The sequence below is a fragment of the Bradyrhizobium sp. INPA03-11B genome, from assembly GCF_040446015.1.
Taxonomy (GTDB): Bacteria; Pseudomonadota; Alphaproteobacteria; order Rhizobiales; family Xanthobacteraceae; genus Bradyrhizobium; species Bradyrhizobium macuxiense_A.
Window position 1 is genome coordinate 1 of the sequence record NZ_JASGSR010000161.1, and the last position, 15,372, is coordinate 15,372.

Sequence of the window (15,372 nt, forward strand, 5' to 3'; positions counted from 1 at the left end):
GTCTCGAGCCGGCATACTTGCCCAGTCCGTGCTTAACCGGGTAGGCCGGGACATTACTATTCAGAAAGGAATTGTGACGGGCGATACACCCGATGGATCGCGGTGGCGCGTTCAGATCACGCCGTATGCGTCTCCTGACATTGGCCGGACATCGGTCGAACTCTATCAAATATCCGCCGAAGTCCGGTTGAGCGGGCTGAGGGGCTCGTCGGTCTCCCTCAGCACGCTTCGTTTTGGACCAAAAGAGGCCCGACCATGATGTTGGCGAAGCAAACCACAACCGACAATGCCGAGGCCGGGTTTACGTTGATTGAACTACTGGTTGGCATTGTTCTTCTTAGCTTGCTCACAACCGCCATGTTCGGCAGCTTGCGCTTTGGCCTGCTCGCCTGGAACCACGGGACGAATCATGCCGACAAGCTGCAACGCGTGTTGCTGGTGCAATCGTTGCTGACGCGGCTCGTCGCCGGCGCGTACCCTTCTTACGTGACAAATGATCCAAGTCATCCGTACGTGCTATTTGAAGGGAGTCCGAACGCGCTTCGCTTTCTGGCGCCGGCCCCGATCGCTCTCGGCGAAAGCGGCCGCTTGGCATACACCCTGCACGCAGAGAACCGCGGTTCGTTCTCCTCGCTTGTCATGACGTCTCGATCGGAGCTCGCAGGTGGCGGCGACACCAAAAGCTCGAGCACTGCCACGCTTGTCGACAATGTTGATGGCATTTCATTCGACTACTTCGGGAGAGGCCGCGCTGATCGAGACGCCGTATGGCACGACAGATGGAGCGGCGAAGCCAACCCGCCAACACTGGTACGTCTCCGTGTGGCGACCGCTGGCCAGAATTGGCCGGACATCATCGTTGTGCCCCGGATCGAGGTTGACGTCGGATGCGTCTATGATGCCTTGACCAAACGCTGCAGGGCGCGCTGAGGAGAGCGACGATGCCAGTCGTCCATGTTCTTTCGGTCGTCGCGCTACTTGCGATTATTGCGGGAGTTCTGATGCCGACCGGAAAGACCGCCGTTCACCAAGCCCACAACGCAATCGACGACATCAGGATCGCCGCCGTTGCCGAAGCCGCTTTCAACCGCGCGGCATTCTCACTGTTGGAAGCGCGCCCGGAAGCGCGATGGCGCGTGGACGGCGTGCCCCACGCCTTCACCTTTGACGGCGCGACTGTCCAGGTAATGATCCAGGACGAGGCCGGGCGCATCGATCTCAACCAGGCCGACGAGACGCTGATTTCCAATTTGCTCCGGTCTACCGGCATAGACGCCTGGTCCGCCGCAACGCTCGTCGACTGTATCCTCGACTGGAGGAGCACGGGATCAACGAGGCGGGTGAATGGTGCCAAGGACGCCGAATATCGGGCGGCCGGTCGCAACGGACCTCGAAATGGCCCGTTCCAGAGCGTCGACGAACTCAAAATGGTGCTCGGTGTGACCCCCGAACTCTTTCGGCGCATCGAGCCTGCGCTGACTGTGTACTCGGGCCGGCCCTACATCGACCCTCAGGTCGCTCCGCCCGAAGCATTGCTTGCCCTCCCGGGCGCGAATGCTGGCGCAGTTACAACACAGGTCGCGGCGCGCTTGCAATCACCGGCGTCCTTCAATGGCACATCGCCGACCGCAGTTGCTGCGAACCCGTTCAACAATCTCATTGGCCACGCCTTCTCGATTCGCGTGGACATCCCGCGGCTGAACGGTCGCATTACACGTTCGGCCACGATCCGGCTGACCGATGACCCCGAGAAGCCCGTCTGGATACTCGACTGGAGGCTCCCGTGACGACAGCATCTCCGGGCCAGCTCGCGCCTCCGCCAACCAGTTCAGCGCACATCGTCACCGACCAAACCCGGCTCGACGAGTTGCAGGCATTTGCCCATGGCTTTGTCGACCTTCTCACACGGGAGAAGTTCGCTGAGGCGCCCGTAATCGATCGCGCAAGGCGCGCTGCCCAGTCCACCGGCGAGCGTCTTGATCATGTCCTGACCAAGCTCGGGTTGATTTCTGATACCGACGTAGTGAAGGCTCTATCTACCTACCTCGCCATCCCCGTGGCGACGTTAGATGACGTTCCGGCCGAGCCATTGCTGACCGACATTGTCACGGCTGATTTTGTGCGGCGCAACCGAATCGTGCCGCTCGTCGCGACAGACGATGCGCTGACCATCGGAGTGGTCGACCCACTCAACCTCGAGCCGGTACGCGCACTAGCCTATCTTACCGGCCGACCAACAGTTGCTCGACTTTTCGTTGCGGCGGACTTCGAGAAGGCGTTACAGGCGCTCTACACCAAGTCTGCATCGGGATTCGATGGCGTTTCGTTCGGTGACAATTCGGACGCGAGCGAGACCGACGTCCAGCGCCTGCGCGACATCGCAAGCGAAGCTCCAACCATACGTCTCGTCAATCAAATCATTGCTGCGGCGGTCGAACGTCAAGCGTCCGACATTCATATCGAGCCCGCGCTTGAGGCCGTGCTTGTGCGATATCGCGTTGATGGCTTGCTGCGGACGGCGCAATCACTCCCTCCCGGGATGCGCGCGGCGATCACATCCCGCATCAAGATCATGGCAAAGCTCGACATTGCCGAACGAAGAATGCCGCAGGACGGCCGTATCAAGCTTGCAATCAGAGGGGTCGATATCGATTTTCGGATATCGACCATACCGACCGCATTCGGCGAGAGCGTGGTCATGCGGATTCTCGATCGCTCGAGAATCGAGCTCGATTTTGTCAAGCTGGGCTTTAGCTCAGACCACATCGACACGCTGCGCGAATTGATGCGGCAGCCCAACGGGATCATCCTGGTGACCGGCCCAACGGGCAGCGGAAAGACCACCACGCTTTACACGGCGCTCAAGGAGCTCAACAGTCCGGATCGCAAGGTGTTCACGGTCGAAGATCCAATCGAGTATCAGCTCGGCGGGATCAACCAAGTACAAGTTCAGCCGGCGATCGGCCTGACATTTCCACATGCCTTGCGGTCAATCCTGCGTCAAGATCCAGACATCGTCATGATCGGCGAAATCCGCGATCTCGAAACTGCGCGCATCGCGATCCAGGCATCACTCACTGGTCACCTAGTACTCTCAACCCTTCATACCAACAGCGCAGCAGCAACCATAACGCGCCTGATCGACATGGGATTGGAGAATTATCTGCTGGCATCGACCGTGAAAGGTATCCTGGCGCAGCGCTTGGTGAGGAAGCTATGCCCACATTGCGCGCGCCCTCACCGAGACGCCGAATACTGGGCAGAACGCCTCAGCAACGATACTCGCAATCGCAGCATCGGAGAGCGCCTGAATATTCGCGAGCCCACCGGATGCTCGGAGTGCGCAGGACACGGCTTCATTGGAAGGTCCACGATAGCGGAAATACTCGTGGTCGACGCGCCCGTTCATCGCCACATCCTGTCAGCAACATCGGATATGCAAATCAGCGATTTTGCACGAACCACCGGCATGATCAGCATGTACGAAAACGGCGTCACCAAAGTGCGCCGCGGAGAAACAACGATCGATGAAGTGCTGCGCGCGACCCGCGTTGGCTAGGGGAAACGTAGAGCTTCTCCGATGAAAGCCGTAAATCCTACCCATACGGAGTAAAAATACCGTGCAAGCTCTTGGCACACGGCTCTCGCAATTCCCGTCCCGGTTCGGCGTTTGGTGGTGCAATGAGGTTCAAACTCTTCTCCCAAAGAAGTTTTTGGAATGGCTGAAGGGGAGCAAGCGAAGAGCCGTTGTAGTCAGTCTCACCGGTATGTTCATCGACATGGAGGTCGTTGGCGAGGAACGGAAAACGTTGGCAACTAATCGCACTACGGTTGATGCGTTCTCGAAATCAATTCTCGATCGCTTTCTGCGTGCGCAAGGGCTCGATCTCAACACCGAAATTGGCATCCGCGTGACATCTGAGCAGATCTTTCGTCGGACGATCCTGCTCCCCATTCAAGCAAAGCAAAAGATCGACGAGACCGCGCTGCGCGACCTTTTTGCAAAAACACCCTTCCGATCGAAGGACATTCATTGCGGTCAATCATCTTGTCACGCGAATGACGCGAAAACGATCACCGTTTACCAATGGATAGTGCTACGTCAGATAGTTCAAGATATTGCGACCGCGCTAACGATTCGGGTGGAGGATCTCAGCTACGTCGAGGGCCCGCCTGAGCCTGGCGGACTTGTCCCTCATATTTCGCTCAGGTCGGACCAAGACAGAAAAATATCATGGTTCTCGCGCATCGTCCGCGGTTCGATCGTCAGTTCCTTGATGCTCGCTGTGGTGGCGGGCAGCGCAGAATGTTGGCGTCAACAATCAACGCTTGACGCGCTGGAAAGCAAGATTGCTGCGGCTCGCGGCCACGCGCAACGCGTCCGCACTGCGATGCAGAAGTTCGAGCGTCGTGAGTCGATCTTACGCCACATCCGAGAGAGGAAGACCGGCGCGCCCGGCTTTCTTGACGTTTGGGAGGACACTAGCCGACTTCTCCCTCCTCATTCGTGGTTGACGGAGCTACGGCTTTCTCAGAGCGACAACATCCAACAGGTTTCAATGATCGGGTTTTCCTCCGCGGCTGCGGCTCTCGTGGGCATCATCAATGCATCGCCACGGTTTACCGAAACCCAGTTGACGGCTCCTGTTACTGTGGACCCCTCGCAAGGGCGTGAGCGATTTTCGCTGCAAGCGAAGCTGCGCTCGCCTGAACTGACCGAATTGGCAAAGCCATGATACTGGAAGTGCCAGCCGGCCTGCACCGCCGCCGTGCGGTTTTTGGGTTAGCACACGCATTAGGCGTGCTTGCGGTATACTGGCTGTGGATCATTCCAGTCCAGGACTACTTCACTGAACGGAGCGGCCGCATTGCGGCTCAACAAGCCCTGCTTGCCCGTCTCGAAGGAGTAGCCGCGGAGGAGACTGCGGTTCAGGACTTGATTAGTCGTTCAAGCGCGGAACTCGATCGCAACGAGTTTCTGACCGGCACCAATGACGGCGTCATCGGGGCAGATCTGCAGACGCGACTGAAGGCGATCGCCGAGGCTGGCGGCGCGAGAGTGAAATCGGTGCAGAGCCTCCAACCAACAAGGAATGAAGCTATCAAGTATGTCGGCGCCCGCATCGATCTGTCGGGTACCCACGCTGCCATACAGCGGACGGTCCATGCCATTGAAACGAACAAGCCCTACCTCTTCATCACGTCTGCCGTGATCAAGGGACCGCCGAATGGGCCACCAAACGCAACGACTGAACCCTTTATCGACGCTCAGCTCGAAATCGTAGGGGCTATTCTTGCCGATGAGGGCGCCAAATGAACTACAACTTGGCGCCGTGGAAATTCCTCGTTCTCGGGAGCCTTCTCGCGCTGAACGTCAGCCTTGCCGTAACCGCCGGATTGGCGCTGTTCTCAGAACAGCCTTCCGAACTGGGCGCATTTCACTGGTCCATCCCGACCTCATCGGCAGGTACGTCCGTCGCCGCCTCAAGGCCTCTTGCAAGCTACTCACAAGTTCTTGCGCGCCCAATCTTCTTTAAATCTCGCGAACCTTTTGTGCCGCCACCGCCTGCCCCTCCCGCTCCGCCGCCAGCTCCCGTGCAACCGCCGCCACTGATCGTCGTCGATCCAGGCTTCGTGCTTGGCGGCATCATGATCATACAAGGCGTACAGAAGGCCTACGTCTTCAAGAGAACAGATCCCAAAGGCTCCTGGGTGGGAGCTGGCGAGGACTTATCCGGATGGAAGGTTCAGTCCATCAATACCGGCAGCATAGCTCTTCGCAATGGCGACCGCGCGATCGACCTGGAGCTATATCAGAAGTAGGACACCCAACCCGCGCCGCCGGCAGCGGCCGCTGCCGGTTGGCGCTGATCCATTTCACAATGGCCGCGGGGATTTCCGGATGATCGGTGGAGCTCCCTATCCAATTCACTAACCGCACCAGTTTCGCACCAGAAATGCTCCTAGAATTGCATGATGAACGTCACCGACGCCGCGCCCGCCAGCTGGGCGCAGCTCAACAGAGCCTCTGACCAAATATGAAAATCGCTGGTCTTTGCGCCTGCTAACATGCCAGGTCGGCCTCAAGGTTGCCAGTGGAGTGCGCCGTTGGATATGCCTGACTTCCAAATGAGCAATTGAAGTTGCCGCAAACTCTTGAAGTTTCAGCGCCAACGCGCAGCCCGAGCAAATGCAGCGATGGCGGAATCAAAATCCGCGAGGATTTCGAGTGAATTGCGAGCGGTTTTCGTCTCCAGTTGGATCAACAGGTTACACGGCGGTTCAGAATGAAGAGGGACGTCGGACAAACCAACCGTGCCGGCTCGCCGATGTGGCCAGCGAATTGGTCCGCCCCGTCACACCGGGCAGCAAACCATCCGCTCCTGAAAATTCGTCGGTGGCGCTGCCGTTCTGAAGTTCCTCCGACAAGCGTGAGCAGCCCCGAGAGTGTCGACACGAGGTCGGCAAGCCCCGTCTTCCGGACCCCATCTATGACAGTCGTTTTGGGCGCGGCCAAAGCCCTCCTTCGGACCATGCTTCAGATTCGTCTGGGGACATTGGATCGGCTTCGCCGCCGGTCCGCGCGGGATCGGAATTGAGCCAGCGGTGCAGCTCGAGCTTACCTATCTGGTTGCGGTGGACCTCGTCGGGGCCATCTGCCAGTCGCAGCAAGCGGGTCGTGGCGAGCGCTGCCGAGAGGAAGTGGTCGTTATTGGTTCCACCTCCACCGAAAACTTGTATTGCCCAGTCAACGATCGTCTGTGCCATGTTTGGTGCGACGACCTTGATCATCGCGATTTCCTGCCGCGCCGACTTGTTGCCGACTGTGTCCATCATGTAGGCCGCCCTGAGAGTCAGCAGCCTCGCTTGCTCGATCTTCATGCGGGCTTCGGCCAAGCGCTCAAGCGTCACCGTTTGTTCGGCGAGAGGCTTGCCGAAAGCGACGCGTTTCAGCGCTCTCCGGCACATACGCTCGAGCACGCGCTCGGAAAGGCCGATCAACCGCATGCAATGATGGATGCGTCCGGGTCCTAGCCGTCCCTGCGCGATCTCAAATCCACGTCCCTCGCCAAGCAGCATGTTGGCCGCCGGCACGCGTACATTGGTGAACATCACCTCGGATGCGCGATCCGGTACGCCGTAAAATCCGAGCACTGGCAGCGAACGGACGACATGCACGCCCGGCGTATCTTTCGGCACAAGGATCATCGATTGACGCTTGTGACGGTCCGGGTGCGCTGGGTCGGTCTGCCCCATAAAGATAATGATCTTGCATCGCGGATCGGTGGCACCGGTCGTATACCACTTGCGACCGTTGATCACATAATGGTCGCCGTCACGCACGATCAGGCTGGCGACGTTGGTCGCATCGGATGAGGCAACGTCGGGCTCCGTCATCGCAAACGAAGAACGGATCTCGCCCGCGAGCAACGGCTTCAGCCAGTGCTCCTTCTGCGCCTCCGTACCGTAGCGCAGGATCGTCTCCATATTTCCAGTGTCCGGTGCACTACAATTGAAGACCTCGGGAGCTAGGTGCGAACGTCCCATGATCTCGCACAGCGGCGCATATTCGAGATTCGTCAGCCCGTCCTCGTGAGCCGGCAGAAACAGGTTCCACAAGCCGGCTTGCTGTGCGAGCGGCTTCAGTTCCTCCACGACCGGGTGCACGGCCCATGGCCCGAGCCGCTCCGCCTCCTGATAATATCGGCGCTCATTCGGATAGATGTGCTCCATCATGAAGCGCTGGATACGCTCGGCCAGCTCTCGGCTGCGTTCGCTTTGCGTGATATCCACCTGAGTTCTCCTTACTGGCTGCGCAGGCTGTCCCGGAGCGTGTTTCGGGTAATTTTGCCGGATTCCGTCTTCGGCAAATCATCCAGCACGCGAATGTCGACAGGGCATTTGTAGGCCGCCAATCGCTCGCGGCAAAAGCGCGATAGCGCGGCGACGTCGATTGCGGCACCAGGCCGCGCGGAAACGAAAGCCACCACCGTCTCGCCGCGATATGGATCGGCAGCACTGACGACCGCAGCCTCCCGCACACCCGGAAAGCCGTAGATTACATCTTCCACCTCGCGCGGCCAAACCTTGAAGCCGGAGGCGGAGATCATGTCCTTCTTGCGGTCCACGAGATAGAACCAGCCGCTCCCGTCAAAGAAGCCGACGTCGCCGCTGTGCAGCCAACCATTCGTCAGCACCTCATCGGTTTCCACCGGCTTTCTCCAGTAGCCAGCCATCACGCCGGACCCACGCACAACCACTTCGCCGTGCTCGCCCGGTCCGAGCGGGTGACGCTCGTCGTCGACCACGATCGCATCGACGGCGGCCGTTGGCCTGCCGATAGACAGCGCGCCCGACGCGGGATCGACAGGAATTGGACCTTCGTTGGGCGCAAGATGACTGGCAGAGGTCAGTTCAGTCATTCCATAGGAACTGCGGATCGCCCGACCGAACCGTTCCGAAAAGGCATCGATCACCGAAGGAGCAATCGGCGCGCCGCCGGAATAGATATGGACAAAGCTCTCGAAATGTCGGCTCGTTGCGTCGGCATGATTCATCAACGCGATGTATGCGGTGATGGCACCGACAATGAATGTCGGCCGCCATTCAAGGAAGGCATCGAGAGCCACCTGCGGCTGGAAGCGATAGGTCAGCACCATCGCGGCACGTGCGGCGAAGGCCGCAACCATCTGGATCTCGAATCCGGTGATGTGGAACAGCGGCGCGACACCGAATATCCGCGACGTGCGGTTCAGCTCGAAATGATCGCGGCAGACCAGCGCCGTCGCCACGAGGTTGCGATGCGTGAGCATCGCGCCCTTGGGAACGCCCGTGGTTCCGGACGTGTAGAGCAGCAAGCCGATGTCGTCTGGGGTCAGGACAGGCGTCGGCAGAGCGGATGCGCCTTCGGCGAAGGCCAAGGCCAGCGCTTGGGCCGGCGGCGCCGCGCCCGGCTCCGGCAGCACCCGGACATCGTTTCGCATCTGGAATTCACGGGCGGAGGTCCAGAGCACCAGCTCGGGATCGACTGAATCAGCGGCCGGGACAACGTTGTCCCATTGATCATCGTGGCAGATTACCGCCTTGGGTTCGCAGTCCTTGAACAGCTTCCGAAGCTCCGGCGTCCTGTACATCGGATTGAGGCTGACGACGATAGCCCCGACTTTCCATGCCGCCACACTGACGACGACGAACTGCGGTACATTCTGTAGAATAACGGCAACGCGGTCGCCTCGCCCAAGCCCCTTGCGCGCGAAGATGCCGGCGAGCCGGTCGCTCAACCGGTCGATATCGGCATAGCTCTGCGTCGCATCGAAATAGAACACCGCTGGCGCCTCGCGCGGCGCGGCACGAAACAGATCGAGCGCCGTCAGCCCCTTGTGATCGGTAGGAGCGGCAGCCGCTTCTCCAAGACGCGCCCGCAGCTGACCCGCGGCTTCTTCGTAGGCGCGCACACGCAATGCGGAATCGGAACCGGCATTCATTCTCATGACCCGTTGCAGCTGCCGTCGTGACGATGCCAGCCGTGTACAGCCGTGCGGCCATGATTGCCGGCAGCCATCAGCATCTCGCCGCCGAAAACGCCGGCATTCCGGAAGCTAGTCATTGGACCTTTTTCCGCGATAGACCGAGCCGAGACGCGCGTGCGATAACACGGCGCGGTTCGCAAGGGGCGGTTGCGCCGCCCCGCTCTCTTTGGCTTGAATGACAACGCGCGTCCGCCGGATGTGGAGACGCACCAACACTTGCGCGGCATCGACATCGCGCGCCCGGATCGCATCCATGATCAGGACATGCTGGGGATCAGAGAACGGAAACCCATCCTTGGCATAGGTCTCGCTGACGAATTGCCGCCGGAAGTGCTGCGTGCTGTTCCAGAAGCGCTCGACCATCGCCAGTAGTTGCGGCATCCGCGCGCGCGAATAAGTTCGTAGATGAAACTCCCGGTCCAACTGGATGTATTCCTCGAGCGTCGTCACCTGCTCGAGTTCGCGCACGATGCGGTCAAGCGTCTCAATGTCCTCGTCGGTCAGGTTCGGAACGCTTTCGCCGATGGCAAGCGGTTCGACCGCTTCGCGGATCTTGTAGATCTCGATCGATTCTTCCGAATCGACGTCCGCAATCCAGGCGCCACGGTTCGGCGCCATCACGACCAGACCCTCGTTCTCGAGTTGCTTCAGCGCCTCGCGCACGGGAATGCGGCTTGCCCCGAAATGCGCCGCGAGAAGTTCCTGCCGGATGCGCGTGCCCGGCCGCATCTCACCGCTCAACACCGCGTTGCGGATCTCGCTTGCGATCCGCTCGCTCATCAGCCGACCACCATCCGCATCATCTTCATTGGCGTCGCGCGCCGCGTCCTTCCAATGGGGAGGCCGCTGATAGGCACTCATGAAAGGCGCTCCTTATCAATGAATGGCCGCGTACATGATCTTGTCTTCGGTCGCATCAGCCCGTGCCATTTCTTCAACGATACGCCCACCGCGCGCGACCAGAATCCGATCCGAGATCGCCAGAATCTCCGGCAGATAGGAAGAGATCACGACCACTGCCTTATTCTCGCCGGCCAGCTTGCGAATTGCCTGGTGGATTTGCGGAATGGCGCTGACGTCCACACCTCGCGTCGGCTCGTCGAAGATGACCACGGTCGGTTCCTGCGCCAGAGATTTTCCCACCACGACCTTCTGCTGATTGCCGCCGGAATATTCCACGATCTTCAGCGTTCGCTTCAACGCCGAGATCGAGAGCGCCGAGATCCATCGGTCGGCAATCCGTTTCATCTCGCGTGTAGAGTAGAGGAATCGCTTGATACGCGGCGACGACAGATAACCGAGATAGATGTTCTGATCTACCGTCATCGTTTCGAAGAATCCGTCGACCTTGCGATCCTCGGTGATATAGGCGATTCCGTCGCGCACCGCCTGCCGCGGCACCCGATAGCGAACCGGCTTGTCCCGCAGATAGATCATCCCGCCGCGCAGGAAATTACGCTTGCGCGCGCCGCTGACGATCTGCGCGATCTCGGACCGCCCGGCGCCGACCAGGCCGAAAATGCCGACGACCTCACCGTTGAACACCGAGAAGGACATATTCTTGACGATACTCCCCATCGTCACGTTCTCGACCGAAAGCACCTTCTCGCCGCGCAGCGCATGGGGCTTTGGGGCGTCCGGATCGGCGCCGTGGGTCGCGTACTGCGCCGCCGTTTCCTCGCGGCCTACCATCATCCGCACCAGGGAGTCACGGGTAACGTCCTTCGCGGGCACCGTAGCGACCAGCTTGCCGTCCCGGAGCACGGTGATGCGATCCGCGATGTTCAGCGCCTCTTCCAGAGCGTGCGAGATGAAGATGATCCCCGCCCCCTTCTCTTTCAGGGTATTGAGAAGGTGGAACAGATGCTGCGTCTCTTCAGGGGTAAGCGATGCAGTCGGCTCATCGAAGATAAAGACTTTGGCATTGTGGCGTACCGCACGCACGATCTCGACCATCTGCCGTTTGGCCGTGCCGAGGTTCTCCACCAGCACCAGCGGGTCGACGTTGAAGTTCATCGATTGCAGCGACTGCGTCGCCGCTATGTTGATCTTGCTGTAAACCGTGACCCACTTCTCCATGCCGAGTTCAAGGTTCTGCGCCACCGTCATCGAGGGTACCAGACTGGACTCCTGGTAGACCATCGCGACGCCACCCTCGAGCGCCTCTTTTGGAGAGGCGAACGAGACCTTGCGTCCCTGGATCATATAGTCGCCGGAGGTCAGAACGATTGCGCCCGCGATCGCCTTGCAGAGCGTCGACTTTCCGGCCCCGTTCTCGCCCAGCAGCGCGTGAATTTCACCCGGCCGCAGATCGAAATCGACGCCATCGATCGCATGCAGACCGCCATAGATCTTGCTGCCGTTGACAACCTGGAGCAGCGGGGTTTTTGCCCGTAGTTCCGCTGGCATGGCGCTCATCCTTCTTGTGCGCCGCGGCCACGCGGCAGTTCAACGAGGCAATCGCGGCCCTTGGACACCGCCAGCACACGGGACCCAACCGGGCGGACGGCGGTGACGCCATGGACCCGACCATCGACGCGGCTGTGCAAGGTCTCAGTTGCCATGCCCTTGGCGTCCAGCCGCGCAATGAGGCCATACGAGCGCGGCGGTGCCCATGGCTTCTGAATACCGAGCTTCTTGATGCGGCCAATCTGGGTCGGTTCGCGCGGATTGAGGCGACCGTCCAGCGCTGGTCCGATCCAAAGCTCTGATGGCACCGTCCGCATCATCGCTTCGCAGAATGCCCGTTCGCGCAGGACGAATTCGGTCAATTGCGTGCGCAGCGCGAGGAAGGCCATCCAGATATCTCCGTTCGCGCCCGGCCCGAGACGGGCCGGATAGCCGGCATAGTTCTTGACGATCACGCGCCTGTCGCCGCCGGAGCGTGAAAAAGCGGTCAGGCGATGCGCCCAGGATTCGGCGACCCACACCTCGTTGCCGTCGCTGGAAACGGCCAAGCCGAACGGCCATGCAAGCTTGTCGGCACGCACGCTCGCTCGACCGAGCGAGGCATCGCAAACGATGAGACGGCCCGAGGGGGCGCGGTTCTGCATCAGATCGGTCAACCAGAGGTCAGGCCGGCTGTTGCGCGAGCCATCAGTCAGATAGATTGCCCCGTCCGGGGCAACCGCGACCGACAATGGACAGGAAATCTTCTCACCGTCGACGCTTTCGAGTTTCGCGACGATCCGGCCAGCTGGTGAAAGCGCCACCAGACCCGCCCCCGAGACGCAAGCCAGAAGCCTGCCATCCGGCGCGGAAGCGAGCCCGCCGACGGGACCGTCAAGCGTCACGAACACGGCGCGCGTGTCGAAATCGGCTCCCGTGCAACGCAGGATAGTGTTTCCGGTCGAAACGTAGAGCGCGCCGTCCTGCCCGAGCGCGATGTCATCCGGCCGCTCGATCTCATTGCCGAGTTGGCGGGCTTGATCGAGCCGCTGGTTTGGCGAGAACGCTCCGTCGAGCACCGGAATGACATGAAGCTCCCGGTTCGGAAACAGCACGCGATCGACGATATCGCCAAGCAGAGACATGGCTCAGGCCCTTCCCCAATACGACACGTGCGCTTCCCAGGTGGGGTCGGCGCCCTCAAGGCGGATGCGGCCGATGCGGTTGTTCTCGAGACCGCCGATATAGAGATGGCCCTTGTGCTCGCGGACCGAGGTGATGGTCGGATGCGAGAGCCCGCCTGGATCCCAGAGCGATTCCGTCACGACGCCGTTGTCGTCGAACTTGACCACGCAGCCGTAATTGATGCCCGGGCACAGCCATTCATCCGGGGGGATCTGCTTGACCATGCGGGTACGGAAAACAGGGTTGCGCATGGCAAGGTCATAGACCGGCGTACGCAGGCCGACGAAGGCGAGCCAATACTTGCCATCGGATGCACGATTGATGTTGTCGCAATAGCCTGGAAGGTTGTCGATCAGGACTTCGCTGGTGCCCGCCTTCGGCCCGGCGATCCAGTAGCGGTTGATCTGGCACAGCCAGGTGCTCGCCCACAGCACCGACTGCCCGTCATGGGAAATGCAGATGCCGTTGGGGAACGTCAGGTTCTTGAGGACGGTCTTGGTGATGCCGGTTTTTGGATCGTGGCAGATCAGCCGGCCGTTGCCGCGCCCCTCAAAGCCGTCGAGCGCCCAATCGGTCAGTTCGTAGCGAGTCGAGGCCTCGCTGAAGTAGATCTTGCCGTCGGGCGCAACGTCGAGATCGTCTGCCAGATAGAGCCGGGAGTCGTCCTTGAGGCGTGTACGCGTGCGCGTCGTGCGATCGGTGACTTTGAAGACCGAACGATCAGGCTTCACGCCGTACACCCCCATGCCGGCGATGCAGACAAGGAGGTTCTGATCTCGATCGAACGCCAGCCCGAGCGGCCGGCCGCCGATCCGCGCGAATTCCTCGCGGACGGCATAGTCGGGCGCGAGGAAGCGGATGATCGAACCGTTGCGGTTGACGGTGTAGAGATTATCCTTGCGGTCAAGGATGACGTCCTCCGGGCCCTCGATCATGTTGAGCGCAATCGCCTCAGCGTTTTTCAGCCGGTCGTTCTCTGCGAACGGCGTGCCGCTGCCGCGCTCGACCAACGGCGGCGGCTCGAAATCAACCCAGCTTGGGGTGACATAGACCTTTTGCAGCACCTTGCCCTTGTTCTTGACCCACTTCACGTTGAAACCGACCGCGAGCAGCAGGATGATGCCGATGATGGCGGTCGTCAGGTTGCCGGAGATGCCTAGCCGCACCATGCCGCTGGTAAGCATGAAGATGATCGCCGCGCCCATGGCGGCGCGCGCGATGGTACCGCGGCCACCGGCAAGACTGATGCCGCCAAGAACCACGGCGGCCAGCGCATTGATCTCCCAGCCGACACCGGTGTCCGTGCCCGAGCTGCTCTGACGCGCGGCATAAAGGATGCCCGCCAGCGCCGCGACCGATCCTGACATCACGTAGGCCGAGAACAGCACGCGCTTGACGTTGACGCCGGCATGGCGGGCCGCCTTCCGGCTCGACCCGACCGCCATGATGTGGACGCCGGGCTTGACGCGAGTAAGAAAGAAATGCGTTCCGACGGCAAGGAAGATCAACACCAGCATGTTGATCGGAATGCCGAGCACTCTGCCGGATCCCATGAAATCCCATGTGCTGGACCCGCTATCGATGCTGGCGAGCTCGTTGGTGAACGCGACCGTCACCTTGTTGTAGGCCGCGCGGACGATGATGAGGACGACCAGAGTCGTGAGGAATGGCCGGGTCTTGCCGTAGGCAATCAGGCCGCCGTTGATCGCGCCCATCGCCGCGCCAAACAGGATGACCAGCACGATCATCACCGGCAGCGGCAGCCCGACAATGAGATATAGATAGAGCGCAAGGAAGTTCGACATCGCAAACACCGCGCCGACCGACAGGTCGATGCCGCCCGACAGCACGGAGAAGGCCATCGCGACGGCGACCATGCCCTGCTCCGCGAAATTCCGCATCAGCTCCTGAAGGCTGCCCGCCGTCAGGTAACGCGGGATCATCACCGCGAAGGCCAGGAACACCGTGATCGTGAGCGTGAATGGAATGATCGGCTCCATCCATCGCTTCTCAAGCAGCTCGCCCAGGAACAATTGGGGCGAATGGCGATGCCAGGCTCGTTGCAGGCTTTTCATCAACAGACTCCAGCGGGTTCGGCGAGGAGGCAGCCGAACGGCGGGGACGACGCGAGGAATGGGATCGGCAGCTCCAGCCTGCCCGCGCCGCAATGGGCGCGGGCGCCGGAACGGTTTACTTCGCGCCCTTCGGGATGCTGAAGCAGTACATCCGATCGTCCTTCGACTTAACCCAAGCGGGGGTCGTGTAATAG

12 protein-coding genes are annotated in these 15,372 nt (G+C 60.5%); 6 read left to right on the forward strand and 6 right to left on the reverse strand.

Annotation, left to right across the window (positions count from 1 at the left end):
- Positions 1 to 255: 255 nt before the first annotated feature.
- The 6 genes from QMZ05_RS36970 to QMZ05_RS36995 all read left to right on the forward strand — a co-directional run bounded on the left by QMZ05_RS36970 (position 256) and on the right by QMZ05_RS36995 (position 5,823).
- Positions 256 to 930, forward strand: coding sequence for a prepilin-type N-terminal cleavage/methylation domain-containing protein (locus QMZ05_RS36970; protein WP_353705237.1), 675 nt, complete (start codon positions 256 to 258; stop codon positions 928 to 930).
- Between the two features lie 11 nt (positions 931 to 941).
- On the forward strand, positions 942 to 1,787 hold the full coding sequence (locus QMZ05_RS36975; protein WP_353705238.1) for a type II secretion system protein GspK: 846 nt from the start codon (positions 942 to 944) through the stop codon (positions 1,785 to 1,787).
- On the forward strand, positions 1,784 to 3,559 hold the full coding sequence (locus tag QMZ05_RS36980; RefSeq protein WP_353705239.1) for a GspE/PulE family protein: 1,776 nt from the start codon (positions 1,784 to 1,786) through the stop codon (positions 3,557 to 3,559). Before QMZ05_RS36975 ends, QMZ05_RS36980 begins: the two co-directional genes overlap by 4 nt.
- A 61-nt stretch (positions 3,560 to 3,620) precedes the next feature.
- Positions 3,621 to 4,736, forward strand: coding sequence for a PilN domain-containing protein (locus QMZ05_RS36985; protein ID WP_353705240.1), 1,116 nt, complete (start codon positions 3,621 to 3,623; stop codon positions 4,734 to 4,736).
- On the forward strand, positions 4,733 to 5,317 hold the full coding sequence (gene gspM / locus QMZ05_RS36990; RefSeq protein WP_353705241.1) for a type II secretion system protein GspM: 585 nt from the start codon (positions 4,733 to 4,735) through the stop codon (positions 5,315 to 5,317). The genes QMZ05_RS36985 and gspM overlap by 4 nt, the downstream gene beginning before the upstream one ends.
- Positions 5,314 to 5,823 carry a hypothetical protein gene (locus QMZ05_RS36995; protein WP_353705242.1) on the forward strand — a complete coding sequence of 170 codons (510 nt, stop codon included), beginning with the start codon at positions 5,314 to 5,316 and terminating at the stop codon, positions 5,821 to 5,823. Before gspM ends, QMZ05_RS36995 begins: the two co-directional genes overlap by 4 nt.
- A 666-nt stretch (positions 5,824 to 6,489) precedes the next feature.
- Here the strand turns inward: QMZ05_RS36995 and QMZ05_RS37000 are convergent.
- The 6 genes from QMZ05_RS37000 to QMZ05_RS37025 form a co-directional block, all read right to left on the reverse strand.
- Entirely contained in the window at positions 6,490 to 7,794 is a 1,305-nt protein-coding gene (locus QMZ05_RS37000) for an acyl-CoA dehydrogenase family protein (RefSeq protein ID WP_353705243.1), read from the reverse strand.
- 11 nt (positions 7,795 to 7,805) lie between these two features.
- Positions 7,806 to 9,485: an AMP-binding protein gene (locus QMZ05_RS37005; protein WP_353705244.1), complete on the reverse strand. Its 1,680-nt coding sequence runs from the start codon at positions 9,483 to 9,485 to the stop codon at positions 7,806 to 7,808.
- Between the two features lie 114 nt (positions 9,486 to 9,599).
- Positions 9,600 to 10,391 (reverse strand): GntR family transcriptional regulator, encoded by a 792-nt coding sequence (locus tag QMZ05_RS37010; protein ID WP_353705245.1) that lies wholly within the window; start codon positions 10,389 to 10,391, stop codon positions 9,600 to 9,602.
- A gap of 15 nt (positions 10,392 to 10,406) precedes the next feature.
- Complete coding sequence (locus tag QMZ05_RS37015) at positions 10,407 to 11,948, reverse strand: sugar ABC transporter ATP-binding protein (RefSeq protein WP_353705246.1); 1,542 nt, start codon at positions 11,946 to 11,948, stop codon at positions 10,407 to 10,409.
- On the reverse strand, positions 11,945 to 13,063 hold the full coding sequence (locus QMZ05_RS37020; RefSeq protein ID WP_353705247.1) for an SMP-30/gluconolactonase/LRE family protein: 1,119 nt from the start codon (positions 13,061 to 13,063) through the stop codon (positions 11,945 to 11,947). The genes QMZ05_RS37015 and QMZ05_RS37020 overlap by 4 nt, the downstream gene beginning before the upstream one ends.
- Positions 13,064 to 13,066: 3 nt before the next feature.
- Positions 13,067 to 15,178 (reverse strand): SMP-30/gluconolactonase/LRE family protein, encoded by a 2,112-nt coding sequence (locus tag QMZ05_RS37025; RefSeq protein WP_353705248.1) that lies wholly within the window; start codon positions 15,176 to 15,178, stop codon positions 13,067 to 13,069.
- Positions 15,179 to 15,372 lie beyond the last annotated feature (194 nt).